Here is a 14,129-nt window from a genome sequence, read left to right on the forward strand (position 1 = left end):
TCGATCCCGCCACGGTCATCTTCAGCAGGACAGCCGTTCGCTGAGATCCGTTTAGCGTGAACAAATCGTTACCAATCTTCCGTTTCGGCTTTTCCGCGGCGAACTATTCTGAAGACACGCCCGCCGTTGCCGAAGCGTTCGGTAACCGAATGACGGCGAGCGGATAAGGATATCCACGCAAAGCGAGGTAGCAGCGATGACGACGCATTCGAAGTCGGACAAGACGGAAGGCAAGGTCGACAAGGCAGCCGGCAAGGCCAAGGAAGCTGCCGGCAAGATGACCAAGGATCGCGAACTCGAAGGTAAAGGCAAAGCTCAACAAGGCAAGGGGGATGCCAAGTCCGCCAAAGGCAATCTGAAGGATGCCGCCAAACCACGCCACTAGTTATCACTGAATCTCGGTACATCGAGTCTTCTACATCGATATCCATTCGGGATTCTTCACGCAACGGCCCCGCACCATGCGGGGCCGCTATCGTTTGGGCGAGTCCGTCAGGCTTTGCCGGGCCGATTGTAGACGTCCAGATCCAGCTCCTTTTCGCTCTTGCCGACCAGAGTCGTCACCATGAGGTCGCCGGCGACGTTGACGCTGGTGCGCGCCATGTCGAGGATCCTGTCCACGCCGGCGACGACGCCGATCGCCTCCAGTGGCAGGCCAATCTGCGCCAGCACGATCGACAGCATGATCAGCCCGGCGCCGGGCACGCCCGCCGTGCCGATCGAGGCCAGCGTGCCGGTCAGCACGATCATCCCGTAATCCATCATCGACAGGTCGGCACCGACCAGTTGGGCGACGAACAGCGCCGCCACGCCCTGATAGATGGCGGTGCCATCCATGTTGATGGTCGCCCCCACCGGCAGCACGAAGCTCGACACGCCTTCCGAGACGCCCAGATTCTTCTGCGCGCAGCGAATCGAGACCGGCAGGGTGCCGGAGGAGGAGGCGGACGAAAACGAAACTACCAGCGCGTCGATGATGCCCTGCAGATAGCGCATCGGATTCAATCGGCCGACCAGACTCAACAGGCCGGTATAGACGACCAGTACGTGCACGATACAGGCGAGATAGACCACGCCGATCACCTTGGCCAGCGGCAGCAGCACGTCCAGCCCATATTGCCCGGAAACGTTGGCCATCAGGCCGAATACGCCGAACGGCGCGAATGCCATGACGATGGCGGTCAGCTTGTACATCGCTTCGGCGAAGCTTTCGAACACACGCACGACGGGTTCGCCCTTTTCGCCGATCAGCATCAACGAAATGCCCAGGCCAATGGCGAAGACGATGATCTGCAGGATATTGCCTTCGATCATGGCCTGCAGCGGGTTAGAAGGCACCAGGCCGACCACGATATCCACCAGTGACGGCGCCTCGTTGGTCTGCTGCGCCGCGCTCATCGACGCATCCGCGCCGACGCCCGGCTGGAAGATCGTCGCGGCGACCAGACCGATGACGATCGCGAAGGCGGTCGTGATCAGATAGAGGCCGATCGTCCGCGCGCCGACACGCCCCATTTTCTGCGGATCGCGCATGCCGGTAATGCCGACGACCAGGGTCGAGAACACCAGCGGCACGATCAGCATCTTGATGCCATTGATGAAGATGTCGCCGAGCGGCTTGAACATGCTGGCCTGCTCGCCCATCAAGGCGCCGGCGAGAACCCCGAGTACCAGGCCCGCAATGATTTTCTGCCACAGGGGAATGCGTCGCCACAGATTCGGCCGGGCGGAGGAGGGGGATGAAGATCTTTCTGACATGAGACGGCTCCGGCTTGCGTCGTTAATGGCCAATACGTGGGAGACCGCGCATTCTACCGAGTCGGCGGGTAATCTCTAGATGATTCATCCGATGGTCTAAAATCGCCTGACCAAGCCGCCAACCCGTGATCGGGAAGCCGAATCAGCCTGGATCCAGCGCCTCGGAGATATCGTCGATGAGGTGGGTGCGCTGCAGGGCACGGTCGCCCAGTCTGTCTGCCGTGGTATGGGCGAGCAGGTGCAGCATGCTGATGAGACTCATCGCCGAATAGCCGTATGGCCCGCCGGTGCTGTAGCAGGGCAGCACGTTGTCGGAAAAGCGCCGTGCCCAGGCGGCATTGCGCACGTCGACGACGGCCATTACCGTGACGCGCGACAGCGTGAGCTGCTCCATCGCGCGTTCCAGCATCGCCGGGCGGTGTTGCGAGAGGACCAGCAGCACGACGTCACGCGGCGAGGGCATCGCCAGCTCCTCCGCCCAGGTTCCGCTTTGCGCCCCGAGAGAGAAGACATCCGTGCGGATACGGCTCAGCAGCGGACGCATGTAGTAGACCAGACCCTGATCCACGCCCAGACCCAGAAGCCAGACACGTGGCGCGGTGGCAAGCCCATCTGCTGCCTTGACCAGTTCGTCGTTGCGCGTGACCTCGAAGGTTCGCGCCAGACTGTCCGTTTCCATTTGCAGATGCGTCGCGACCGTCAGGCCTCGAGCCGGTGTCCTCGTCTCGCCGGACGAAGGAATGTTGCGAAACGGCTGGGTCCGATTGCGCTCTTCCCGTGCCTGCGCCCGGACCTCGCTGAAGTCCCGATAGCCGAGGCTGCGGAACAGGCGGGCGGCGGTGGCCTTGGAAACTCCCGCCATATCGGCCATCTCCTTGGCCGAGTAGGCGAGCATGTCGTCGATCCGATCCAGTAGCAGCGTCGCCAGCTTGCGTTCGCTGGGAGAGAGCTGTTCGTAATGTTCCTGGATGGCGAGAACCAATCTCGTAGACATAGGCGCGTCCGTCTTTCTGGCGGGTCTTCATGACGAGGCGAAGCCTGCCGATTTTTCCGCTGGCGATCTTTTGGAAACTACGGTTTCAGTGTAGCATTATTTTGAAACCAAAGGTTCCAAACGCTTCCAGGAGGGCGCTCGAGTGCTGGCCAGGCGTGCGATCCGCGAACGAATCTGGAGTCGACTGCGAGATGTCGCGATACCCGATTCCCGCTTCCACATGCGTTTCTCCGAATTCATCCCCGACTTCGTCGGCTCCGACGCGGCCCTGCGCCGTATCCTCGACGATGCGCGGTTTATTGACGTGCGCCATGTCTTCGTCACGCCGGACAACAGCCTGGCCGGTCTGCGTCAGCAGCTGATCGAATCCGGCACGAGCCTGGTGGTATCGACCCACGGGATGGCCCGCGGCTTCTTCTGGATCGAGCCCGGCTCGGTGCCCCGGGGCGAAGCCAGGTTTGCCGCCTGGCTCGACGGCCTCGAACACTTCGGCAAGCCGCTCTCGCTGGAATCGCTGGTCGCGCTGGGCGGGCTCGATGCCATCGTCACCGGCGCCTCGGCCGTCGCCACCAGCGGCGTGCGCTTCGGGCGCGGTCACGGCTTTCTCGATCTCGAGTGGTTGCTCTTTCGCGAACTGGGCCTGGTCGACGACACCACGCCGATCTGGACGCTGGTCCACGACGTTCAGGTGGTCGAGGAAGAGCTCTTTCCCGGCGAGCGCGATGTCGTTCTCGACGTGATCGCCACGCCAACGCGCACGCTCGAGATAAACCGCCAGACGCCACGACCTGCGCGTATCGACTGGCAGCGCCTGATGCAGACGGAGATCGACGCCATGCCACCGCTGCGCGAGCTGCAGCGAGCACTGGGGCTGGCGTAGGCAGGCGAGCCGGCATGGAGAGAAACCGGCACTGGGCAGCGTCGTACTGCCGTCACACCCCATCTTTCCTGTTCGACTTTGCGGCGAAGCGACGAACGAGTCGAGACAACGAGCAATCAGTCGAGATAACGAACAACGACACGAGGATACAGCGATGACGCTCAGCAGACGGCGTTTCCTTCAGATGACCGGTTCCGGCGCCCTGGCGGGCGCTCTGGGATGGCCGGCGCTCTCGATGGCCCAGAACGGCCAGGGTACGCCGATCGGCATGCAGGCTTCCTGGGTCAACGATGCCGAATTTCTCGGCTACATCGTCGCGCGGCACAAGGGCTTCTATGCCGACCAGGGGCTCTCGCTCGACTATCGCTCGGGCGGCCCGGACGTCATTCCCGAAGGGGCGCTGCTTTCCAACCGCGCCGAGATCGCGCTGACGACGGTGGAGAGTACGCTCAAGGCGGTGACGCAGCAGGGCGCGCCGCTGGTCATCATCGGGGCGCAGTATCAGAAGAACCCGGCGGGCATCGTCAGCCTGGCCAGCAATCCGATCGAGAAGCCCGAGGATCTCGTCGGCAAGGTCCTCGCCGTGCCGCCGGTCAACCGTCTGGCGGTCGAAGCGATGCTCGAAGCCAACGGAATTTCGCCGGACGACGTGCGCATCGTGCCCTACGCCTACGACCCGACGCCGCTGCTCAAGGGCGAGATCGACGCCTCGCTCGACTTCGTCACCAACGTGCCCTACACGATCGGCCTGCAGGGCGAGAAGGCCGTCAGCTTCCTGCTCTACGACCATGGCTTTCCGGTCTTCAACGACACCGTGGTGGTGACGCGCGACACCCTCGAGACACGCCGCGACGACCTGGTGGCCTGGCTGCGGGCCAGCCGCCAGGGATGGCAGGAGAACTTCAAGGATCCTGCCTATTACCCGCCGCTTTTCGCGGACAGCTTCTTCCAGGGCAACGGCCGCTCGATCGAGAACGAAATCTTCTTCAATCAGGCGCAGAAATCGTTGATCGAGTCCCCGAACGGCATCTTTTCGATGGCCGAGGCCGATATCGAGCGCTGCCTGACGGCACTCGAACGTATCGGTATCCAGGCCTCGCGAGACAATTTCGACACCTCGTTGCTGGAGGAAATCGCGGCGTGACGGTAGGGGATCTGCGCATCGAGGCCGTCAGCCGCCGCTTCGATGTCGATGGCCGAGCGTTGCTGGCGCTGGACAGCGTCTCTCTCGAGGCGCCAGCCGGCAGCTTTATCGCCCTGATCGGCCCGTCGGGCTGCGGGAAGTCGACGCTGCTGCGCATGCTGGCAGGGCTGGACCAGCCCAGCGAGGGCACGATCCGGATCGGCGGCCTGTCGCCGCGGACGCTGCAGCAACGCGGCGCGCTGGGCATCGCCTTTCAGGATGCATCGCTGCTGCCCTGGCGCAGCGTGGAAGCCAACGTGCGCTTTCCCTTCGACGTGATCGGCCGGATGAGCGAGGCGGACCGACGCCGCGTGCAGGAGATGATCGAGCTCGTCGGCCTGGGAGGCTTCGAGCAGGCGCTGCCCGGTCAGCTTTCCGGCGGTATGCGCCAGCGCGTCGCCATTGCCCGCGCGCTGGTCAGCGAGCCGCAACTGCTGCTGCTCGACGAGCCTTTCGGTGCGCTGGACCAGATCCTGCGCCGCAGCATGAACCGCGAGCTGCAGAAGCTCTGGCTCAAGCGCCCGGTCACCACCGTGATGGTGACCCACAGCGTCGACGAGGCGATCTTCCTCGCCGACAAGGTGGTGGTCATGACCGGAAGACCAGGGCGGATCGGCCGGGTCATCGACGTGCCGTTCGAGCGCGAGCGGCCGCTGTCGCTGCTCAACAGCGCCGAGTGTCGCCAGCTCGAGGCCGAGATCCTGCAGCTGATGTTCGACCACGAGAACGACGATGCGTGATCGACGACAGCGCACGACCATCGCGATCGGCTGGCTGGCGCTGCTGCTGCTGTGGGAAGTGGCGGGGCGGCTGCATTGGGTGGCGGATGGCGCCTTGCCCAGCCCGAGCGGCGTGCTGCGGCAACTGGTCGAGGATTGGGGCGATTACCCGCCGCACATCTGGGCCACCGTGCGCACGTCGCTGATCGGCTTCCTCGTCGGCAACGCCGTCGCCGTGCTCTGCGGCTTTCTGATGGCCAGCTGGCGCCCCGTCGGCCGGCTGCTGAGCGGCATCAACGTTACCCTTTTCGCGATGCCGCCGATCGCGCTGACGCCGATCCTGGTGATCGCGTTCGATGGCGACGCGCCGAGGATCGTGCTGGCCGCGCTCGCCACCTACTACCCGACCATGGTCGCCACCGTGCTCGGCCTGACCCGGATCGATTCACGCCTGCTCGACGTCGTTCGCCTCTACGGCGGCGGGCGTTGGGCGGCCCTGCGCTGGGTACGGCTGCGCCACGCGCTGCCGACCTTGTTGGCCGGACTGCGGGTCGCGGCACCCAACGCGGTGCTCGGTTCGCTGCTGGCGGAGTTCGGCAGCGGGTCCGGTGCGGGGCTCGGCCACTATCTGATCGGTTCGCTGGGGCGCGGCGATCCGGAGCGGCTGTGGGGCATCGGCCTGGTCGCGACCGCGATCAGCGCGCTGTTCTACGTCGCGATCCTGCTCGTCGCACGCTGCTGGGTAGGCGCCCAGGCGCCAGCGCAGGAGAGTCTGGGCAGTCAGGGAGACGCCGCGCGTGGTGCCGGCACGCAGTGGCTGATCACACTGGTCGCGGTGGTGCTGCCGCTGCTGGCGTGGTGGGCGGCGGTCTGGGGACTCGAGCAGGCCGGCGTGTCCAGCTTCGTGCTGCGCACGCCGGCCGACCTGGCCGCCGAGCTGTTCTCCTCGACGCGGCCGGAAAGCCTCGCGAGCATCATCGGGGGCGCGCTTCTCGAGACACTGCCCTGGTGTCTCGCCGGGATGGCGCTGGGGCTCGGTTTTGCGCTGCTGCTGGCCATTCTGGGGACGCTCAGCCCGGTGCTGGAGCGCGTGCTGATGCCGCTGTCGCTGCTCAGCCAGTCGATGCCGCTGGTCGCGCTCACGCCGCTGATCGTGCTGATCTTCGGTCGTGACGGCGCGACGATTCTTGCCATCACGATCTCGGTCACGTTCTTCCCGGCCTACGTTACCCTGGCCCAGGGAATGGCGCTGGTGCCGGAAGCGACGCAGGACTGCGTTCGCGTGCTGGGCGGCTCCCGGCTCAAGCAGGTTCGCCTGGTATCGCTGCCCTGGAGTCTGCCGTATCTGTGCGCCGCCGCGCGGCTGGTGGCGCCGCGGGCCTTTCTGGGCGTGATGATCGCCGAGTGGCTTGCCACCGGAACGGGCATCGGCAATCTGCTCAACGTCGCTCGCGGATCGCTGGACTACGGTCTGGTCTGGGCCGTGGTGGTCGCCGCCGTCCTGGTGTCGGTGCTGCTCTATCTGATGGTGACCGTCATCGAGCAGCGCGTGCTGAAGCGCTTTGCGATGACGCCCGTACAGTAACGCCAATATCTCATTCAGAGCCTGAGGTCGATATGAATCATAAATCCGACGTACGTCGGCGGGTGTTCGCCAATCTGCGCAAGGTCGCCTTTCCCGACAGTCGCTTTCACTTCGATTTCGGCGAGTTCATCGCCGACTTCCAGAACCGGGAGGACGCGACCCGTCGCCTGGTCGCCCATCCGTTCTATCGACAGGCATCGACCCTTTTCATCACGCCGGACAATTGCCTGGAAGAGCTGCGTCACCGGGCGCTGCTCGACGGCAAGACGGTGCTGATGACGACCTATTCGATCAAGCGCGGTTTCTGGCTGCTCGATCCCGCCGAGATTCCGGAGGAGATGTACCTCTATGCCGCAACGCTGGACGGCATGGAGCGGATGGGGCGGCCGATCTCGCTGACGGAGATCCGCGAGCGGCCCAGGACCGATTTCATGGTGACGGGCACCGGCGCGATCAACGAAGCCGGCATCCGTTTCGGCAAGGGCCACGGTTACTTCGATGCCGAGTGGGGCATGCTCTATCGCATCGGCAACATCGACGTGAATACCCCCTCGGCAGCTCTGGTCCATGACTGCCAGGTGCTCGAGGAGGAGCTGCATCCGGAGGTCTTCGATACCGTTTCGGACGTGATCTTCACGCCGACCCGCACGATCGAAGTCGATGCGCCCCACAAGCCCACCGTGGGCATCGTGTGGCAACTGCTGGATCAGCAGATGTACGACACGATTCCGCCGCTGCAGGAGCTGTGCCGAATGGAAGCGCTAGGCACGATCTGAGGGCCAAGCCAAGCCAAGCCAAGCCAAGCCAAGCCGCAGACGTCGGGCGCGATGCCCGACGCCGCGAGCGTCTACACCTCCCGGTAGAGTTCGCCGCCTTCGCGCCTGAAGCGTTCTGCCTGCTCCTCCATGCCGGCCGCTTTCTCGGCGGCGATTCCGGCATCGTCGCCGAAGCGTTCGCGCACTTCCTGGGTGATCTTCATCGAGCAGAACTTCGGCCCGCACATCGAGCAGAAATGCGCCACCTTGGCCGAATCCTTGGGCAGCGTCTCGTCGTGGAAGGCGCGGGCGGTGTCCGGGTCCAGCCCCAGGTTGAACTGATCCTCCCAGCGGAATTCGAAGCGGGCTTTCGACAGCGCATTGTCGCGACGTTGCGCGCCGGGGTGCCCCTTGGCGAGGTCGGCGGCGTGGGCGGCGATCTTGTAGGTGATGATGCCGGTCTTGACGTCATCCTTGTTGGGCAGGCCCAGGTGCTCCTTGGGCGTGACGTAGCAGAGCATCGCACAGCCGTACCAGCCGATCTGCGCCGCGCCGATGCCGGAGGTGATGTGATCGTAGCCCGGGGCGATATCGGTGGTCAGCGGGCCGAGCGTGTAGAACGGCGCTTCGTCGCAGCACTCGAGCTGCTTGTCCATGTTCTCCTTGATCAACTGCATCGGCACGTGGCCGGGGCCTTCGATCATCACCTGGACGTCGTGCTTCCAGGCGATCCGGGTCAGCTCGCCCAGCGTTTCCAGCTCGGCGAACTGGGCCTCGTCGTTGGCATCGGCGATCGACCCCGGACGCAGGCCGTCGCCCAGCGAGAACGAGACGTCGTAGGCCTTCATGATCTCGCAGATGTCCTCGAAATGGGTGTAGAGGAAGCTCTCTTTGTGGTGATACAGGCACCACTTGGCCATGATCGAGCCGCCGCGGGAGACGATGCCGGTCACGCGTCTGGCCGTCATCGGCACGTGATGCAGGCGTACGCCGGCATGGATGGTGAAGTAGTCCACACCCTGTTCGGCCTGCTCGATCAGGGTGTCGCGGAAGATCTCCCAGGTCAGGTTCTCCGCGACGCCGTCGACCTTCTCCAGCGCCTGGTAGATCGGCACCGTGCCGATGGGCACCGGCGAGTTGCGGATGATCCATTCCCGCGTCTCGTGAATGTTCTGGCCGGTGGAGAGATCCATGATGGTGTCCGCGCCCCAGCGGATGCCCCAGGTCATCTTGTCGACCTCTTCCTCGATCGAGGAGGTCACGGCCGAATTGCCCAGGTTGCCGTTGATCTTCACCAGGAAGTTGCGGCCGATGATCATCGGCTCGCTCTCCGGGTGATTGATGTTGGCCGGAATGATCGCCCGGCCGCGAGCGACTTCGTCACGCACGAACTCGGGAGTAATCTCGTCGGGGAGATGGGCGCCGAAGGACTCGCCAGGGTGTTGATGATCCAGCATCGGGTCGGTATCGAGGGCGATGGCCTCTCGCCGGCGCTGGTTCTCGCGAATGGCGATGAATTCCATCTCCGGCGTGATGATGCCTTGTCTAGCGTAGTGGAGCTGGGTGACGTTGGCCCCGGCACGCGCACGACGCGGTGTTCGCGTGAGCTCGAAACGCAGCGTCGATAGACGCAGATCTTCGGCACGAACGCGGCCGTAGGTCGAGCTGGGGCCGTCGAGCCATTCGGTGTCGCCGCGCTCGTCGATCCATTGGCGGCGCAGTTCCGGCAGGCCACGGCGGATATCGATGTCGGCAGCCGGGTCGGTGTAGGGGCCGGAGGTGTCGTAGACGGTGAGCGGCGCGTTGGGTTCGAGCCCGCTTCGGGTCTGCGTGGGCGAGAGCGAGATTTCACGCATCGGCACGCGGATATCCGGACGCGAGCCTTCGACATAAACCTTGGTCGAGGCCGGTAGCGGCGCGATGGCGGCGCTGTCGACGCGGGCGGTTTCAGCCAGAAATTGTGGGGATTTCATGTTCGGTTGTGCTCCGTGGCATGACTTGCCAGGCATATTTGCCAAGGCTATCGGGGTCAGGCCGGCGCACAGCGCAGGAGGGGAAAACCGGCACGGGCGAGTCTTCTCTCACGCCACGGTTTCCGCTTGATCCCTACGCCGGTACTAGCCGGATCAGGTTCGTCGGGATCCGCCGTGGCGCCGTCGAATGAATCCCGGCGCAGGACGATCTCAGCCGGTTCCACCGGCACCCCGTCAAGCTGGCGACATCGTGCATCGCCACGGGCAGTCTGTGACGAGGGGCGGGCGAGGTCAAGCCGAGTGTATGAAGGCGCCGGGTGCGATTGCGCTGGCGAGAATGAAATGTGTCATGGGTCGCCGGGGCGCTGGACCAGATCGATGAACGAGCGGGCCTGGGGCGTCAGGTGGTGGCGGGCATGGGTCAGCCAGACTTCGGACACGGCATCGGCATCGCTCAGCGGGCGGTAGCGGACATTGTCGATCCGGATGTGCTGGAACGAGGCGGGAAGAACCGATACGCCCATGCCAGCCGCTACGAGGCTGATGATGGTGTTCGGGCCGCCGACTTCCTGCACCAGCCGGGGCGTCAGGCCACGCTTGGCGAACAGGGTGTTGAACTGATCGAGCAGGCCGGTGCCGGCAGCGGGCGAGAAATAGACGAAGGGGTGAATCGCCAGGGCTTCGAGCGTCAGCGGTAGCGCGCTGCCACCGAGCGGCCCCTGCTCGTTGACCACGGCCATCAGCGGTTCGCGAATCAGGGTGAAGGCGTCGAGACCCTCCGGCAGGGTGGCGGGGCGCATGATGCCGATATCCAGGTCGCCCTCGAGCAGCGGGGCGACCTGGCGCTGGCTGTTGAGCTCGTGCATGCGCAGCTCGACATCGGGGTAGCGCTGGCGGTAACGCATCAGCGTGCGCGGCAGCGTCGGGCTCAAGGGCACCGAGGTGGTGAAGCCGATGCGCAGCTGGCCGGCCTCGCCACGCCCGAGCCGGGACACCAGCCGGGTGGCGCGTTCGGTTCGTGCCAGGATGTCGCGCGCCTCGTCGAGGAAGACCAGGCCGGCTTCGGTCAGCTCGACGCGGCGATTGGTCCGTGTCAGCAGGCGTGTGCCCAGTTCGCGTTCCAGCGCCTGGATCTGCTGGCTCAGCGGCGGCTGCGAGATCCCCAGCCGCTCGGCCGCACGACTGAAATGCAGCTCTTCGGCCACGGCGACGAAGTAGCGCAGATAACGCAGTTCCATTGAGTCGTCAAACCTCTCAAAAGCGTCGAATAATATATTAGAAAGCTTAATGATGGCGGCGTAACCTACCAAGGTCTAAATCAACGCGGCGCAACGGGCCGGCCATGGCATTCCGGCGCCAGCCATCGTCTTCGGGAGAATCGGGTTGTCCCGCCATACCTCATCCGACATTCACAACGCTACCCAGAGCACCAACCGCCAGTTGGCGCGCGAGGCGGAAACCGTCGAGAGCGGCTTCATCGAACGCGGTCAGCGCGGCTACCGGCCGACCATGCTGGCGCTGTTCCTCGGCGCCTTCTCCACCTTCGTGCTGCTCTACTGCGTGCAGCCGCTGATGCCGATCCTGTCGGACGCCTTCGGGATCGACGCCGCCACCAGCAGCCTGTCACTGTCGGTCGCCACCGGCATGCTGGCGATCGGCCTGCTGATCACCGGGCCGATCTCGGACGCGGTGGGGCGCAAGTCGGTGATGTCGGTGGCGCTATTGGCGGCGGCGGTCTGTACCCTGATTGCCGCGGCGATGCCGAGCTGGACGGGAGTATTGGTCATGCGGGGGCTGGCGGGGCTGTCGCTTTCCGGCCTGTGTGCGGTGGCGATGACCTACCTCAACGAGGAAATCCACCCGCGCTACGTCGGCCTTTCCATGGGGCTCTACATCAGCGGCAATTCGATCGGTGGCATGAGCGGGCGCCTGATCAGCGGGGTCATGGTGGACTGGGTGCCATGGCGCTGGACGCTCGCCACCATCGGCATCGTGGCGCTGATCGCGGCGATCCTGTTCATGCGCTGGCTGCCGCCGTCGAGGCACTTCTCGCCGCGGCCGCTCAACTGGCGCAGCGTCCTGTCCGGGTTCGCCGTCCACTTCCGGGACCGGGGGCTTCCCTGGCTGTTTCTCGAGGCATTCCTGCTCATGGGCGGCTTCGTCACGCTTTACAACTACATCGCCTTCCGGCTGCTGGCGGAACCCTATCATGTCAGCCAGGCGCTGGTCGGTGTGCTGTCGGTTGCCTATCTTTCCGGCACCTATAGCTCGGCCTGGGCCGGTTCCCTGGCCGACAAGCTCGGGCGTCCGCGGATCTTCTGGTTGTTCATCGCGATGATGCTGGTTGGGCTTGCGATCACGCTGTTCGAGCCCATCAGCCTGATCCTGATCGGCATGCTGGTGTTCACCTTCGGCTTCTTCGCGGCGCACTCGCTGGCCAGCGGCTGGGTCGGCCAGCGCGCCAGGCAGGCCAAGGGGCAGGCCTCTTCGCTGTATCTGTTCAGCTACTATCTCGGCTCCAGCGTCGCCGGCACTCTGGGCGGGGCGTTCTGGTACTGGGGCGGCTGGAACGGTGTTGCGCTGTTCATCGCGGTGCTGCTGCTGGCTGCGCTGGCGATTGGCGCTCTGCATCTGAGACGGCTGGAGACGGCCTGACGCCGGCGTTGCTCGAGAGGCGTTGCTTGAGAGGCCACGCTTCGGAAATGAAAGCGACGAGAAGCACGACGAGAAAAATAACGAGAAAAACGACGAGGCCGCCGATTCCGAAAGTCAGTTCGGAGTCGGCGGCCTCGTCATCGTCGGGGCGGTGCCAGAGGGATCACTTGGCGAACAGCTGGCCCATGTCCTTGAATGCCTTGAACTCCAGCGCGTTGCCGCACGGATCCAGCAGGAACATGGTCGCCTGCTCGCCGGGCTGGCCCTTGAAGCGGATGTAGGGCTCGATCACGAACTCGGTGCCGAAGCCTTTGAGGCGCTCGGCCAGCGTTTCCCATTCCGGCCAGCTCAGCACGATACCGAAGTGTGGTACCGGCACGTCATGGCCGTCGACGGGGTTGGTGTGGGCCGACTCCTGCGACGGGGTCATGGGGTGCTCGTGGATCACCAGCTGATGGCCGTAGAAGTCGAAATCCACCCACTGCTCGCTGGAGCGGCCTTCGCTGAGGCCGAAGGTCTCGCCGTAGAACTTGCGTGCGGCGGGCAGGTCGTGGACCGGAATGGCGAGATGGAAAGGGGACAGCGCCATGGAAAAGCTCCTGATTATCTTGGATGGAATGGATCGGTGATGACAATGACTGCATTCTGACGGCGAATAAATTTGATGAAAAGCGCATAATATTGCTGTCTGCCATCAAATAATCTGGATTCTTCCCGCCGCGATTCGCCATGCTGAGAGAACTTCGTACCTTTCTCGCCGTCGTCCGTCACGGCACCTTCTCCGCTGCCGGCAGCGCCGTCGGGCTGACCCAGTCCGCGGTGAGTGCCCAGATCCGCAATCTCGAAGCCGATATCGGCGAGCCCCTGTTCGAGCGCACCGGGCGCGCCGTCAGGCTCAACGCGGCCGGACGCCGGCTGCTGCCGCAGGCCAACGAGATGCTGGCGCTGGCCGAGCGGATCCGGCACTCCGGGACGGACGGCCTGACCGGCGAATGGCATCTCGGCGCGATCGCCAGTCTGCAGAGCGGAGCCTTGCCCGAGGTGCTGCAGGCGCTGACCCGCGAGGCGCCGGGCGTGATGACCCGCGTCGTTCCCGGTGTCTCGCTGGCGCTGCTCGATCAGGTCGACAAGGGCGATCTGGACATGGCGCTGATCGTCCGCCCGCCGTTCGCGCTTCCCGGCGATCTCTATTCTCGCGTCATTGCGCGCGAGCCGTTCGTGCTGATCGCGCCGCCCGATGTCGAAGGCGGCACGGTGGAATCGCTGCTCGAAAGCCACCCGCTGGTGCTCTACGACCGGGGTTCCTTCGGCGGCCGCCAGGTGGTGCGTTTTCTCGAAAGGCAGCGGTTGCGCCCCGCGATCCGGCTGGAGCTCGACGAGATCGACGCCATCGCCCGCATGGTGGAGTGCGGCCTGGGCGTCGCGCTGATTCCGCTGACCGGGCTGTGGCGGCGCCAGCAGCCGTTGCCGGTACGCGTGATCTCCTTGGGAGAGCAGACCTTCAACCGTGAACTGATCCTGGTGTCCCGGCTTTCGCCGGCCCAGTCGCCGCTGGTGGCGTTGATCGAGGCGGCATTGAAAGAGACGCGGGCGACTTCCGCAAGCGACGAATCGATGAAATGAAGCG

At 64.6% G+C, this 14,129-nt stretch carries 13 protein-coding genes and 1 riboswitch; of the genes, 8 read left to right on the forward strand and 5 right to left on the reverse strand.

The genetic code is table 11. From position 1 onward, the window contains the following. The first annotated feature begins 196 nt into the window (after positions 1 to 196). Positions 197 to 385 (forward strand): CsbD family protein, encoded by a 189-nt coding sequence (locus CCD76_RS01365; protein WP_087717754.1) that lies wholly within the window; start codon positions 197 to 199, stop codon positions 383 to 385. Between the two features lie 107 nt (positions 386 to 492). On the opposite strand, the gene CCD76_RS01370 is transcribed toward CCD76_RS01365, so the two are convergent. Further along, complete coding sequence (locus tag CCD76_RS01370) at positions 493 to 1,758, reverse strand: dicarboxylate/amino acid:cation symporter (protein WP_087717755.1); 1,266 nt, start codon at positions 1,756 to 1,758, stop codon at positions 493 to 495. A gap of 142 nt (positions 1,759 to 1,900) precedes the next feature. Then, positions 1,901 to 2,752 carry a MurR/RpiR family transcriptional regulator gene (locus CCD76_RS01375; protein ID WP_087717756.1) on the reverse strand — a complete coding sequence of 284 codons (852 nt, stop codon included), beginning with the start codon at positions 2,750 to 2,752 and terminating at the stop codon, positions 1,901 to 1,903. A gap of 142 nt (positions 2,753 to 2,894) precedes the next feature. Between CCD76_RS01375 and CCD76_RS01380 the strand changes: the two genes are divergently transcribed. The 5 genes from CCD76_RS01380 (at position 2,895) to CCD76_RS01400 (ending at position 7,895) form a co-directional block, all read left to right on the forward strand. Beyond that, positions 2,895 to 3,632: a 5-formyltetrahydrofolate cyclo-ligase gene (locus CCD76_RS01380; protein ID WP_087717757.1), complete on the forward strand. Its 738-nt coding sequence runs from the start codon at positions 2,895 to 2,897 to the stop codon at positions 3,630 to 3,632. A gap of 154 nt (positions 3,633 to 3,786) precedes the next feature. Beyond that, a complete protein-coding gene (locus CCD76_RS01385; protein ID WP_087717758.1) occupies positions 3,787 to 4,776 on the forward strand; it encodes an ABC transporter substrate-binding protein in 990 nt (329 codons plus the stop codon). Next, complete coding sequence (locus CCD76_RS01390) at positions 4,773 to 5,555, forward strand: ABC transporter ATP-binding protein (RefSeq protein WP_087717759.1); 783 nt, start codon at positions 4,773 to 4,775, stop codon at positions 5,553 to 5,555. The genes CCD76_RS01385 and CCD76_RS01390 overlap by 4 nt, the downstream gene beginning before the upstream one ends. After that, positions 5,548 to 7,119, forward strand: coding sequence for an ABC transporter permease (locus CCD76_RS01395; RefSeq protein ID WP_087717760.1), 1,572 nt, complete (start codon positions 5,548 to 5,550; stop codon positions 7,117 to 7,119). Before CCD76_RS01390 ends, CCD76_RS01395 begins: the two co-directional genes overlap by 8 nt. Before the next feature lie 32 nt (positions 7,120 to 7,151). Then, positions 7,152 to 7,895, forward strand: coding sequence for a 5-formyltetrahydrofolate cyclo-ligase (locus tag CCD76_RS01400; protein WP_087717761.1), 744 nt, complete (start codon positions 7,152 to 7,154; stop codon positions 7,893 to 7,895). A 71-nt stretch (positions 7,896 to 7,966) separates the two neighbouring features. On the opposite strand, the gene thiC is transcribed toward CCD76_RS01400, so the two are convergent. Both thiC and CCD76_RS01410 read right to left on the reverse strand, forming a co-directional pair. Next, positions 7,967 to 9,847: a phosphomethylpyrimidine synthase ThiC gene (gene thiC, locus CCD76_RS01405; RefSeq protein ID WP_087717762.1), complete on the reverse strand. Its 1,881-nt coding sequence runs from the start codon at positions 9,845 to 9,847 to the stop codon at positions 7,967 to 7,969. A 113-nt stretch (positions 9,848 to 9,960) separates the two neighbouring features. Next, a riboswitch (TPP riboswitch) is annotated at positions 9,961 to 10,091 on the reverse strand. A gap of 103 nt (positions 10,092 to 10,194) precedes the next feature. Continuing rightward, entirely contained in the window at positions 10,195 to 11,085 is an 891-nt protein-coding gene (locus tag CCD76_RS01410) for a LysR family transcriptional regulator (protein WP_087717763.1), read from the reverse strand. Between the two features lie 145 nt (positions 11,086 to 11,230). Between CCD76_RS01410 and CCD76_RS01415 the strand changes: the two genes are divergently transcribed. Continuing rightward, a complete protein-coding gene (locus CCD76_RS01415; RefSeq protein WP_256961017.1) occupies positions 11,231 to 12,502 on the forward strand; it encodes an MFS transporter in 1,272 nt (423 codons plus the stop codon). 163 nt (positions 12,503 to 12,665) lie between these two features. Here the strand turns inward: CCD76_RS01415 and CCD76_RS01420 are convergent, their stop codons facing one another. After that, complete coding sequence (locus tag CCD76_RS01420; RefSeq protein WP_087717764.1) at positions 12,666 to 13,091, reverse strand: VOC family protein; 426 nt, start codon at positions 13,089 to 13,091, stop codon at positions 12,666 to 12,668. A gap of 140 nt (positions 13,092 to 13,231) precedes the next feature. Between CCD76_RS01420 and CCD76_RS01425 the strand changes: the two genes are divergently transcribed. Next, complete coding sequence (locus tag CCD76_RS01425; RefSeq protein WP_087717765.1) at positions 13,232 to 14,125, forward strand: LysR family transcriptional regulator; 894 nt, start codon at positions 13,232 to 13,234, stop codon at positions 14,123 to 14,125. The last annotated feature ends 4 nt before the right edge of the window (positions 14,126 to 14,129 follow it).

It is taken from the genome of Salinicola salarius, assembly GCF_002179555.1.
Lineage (GTDB): Bacteria > Pseudomonadota > Gammaproteobacteria > Pseudomonadales > Halomonadaceae > Salinicola > Salinicola salarius_A.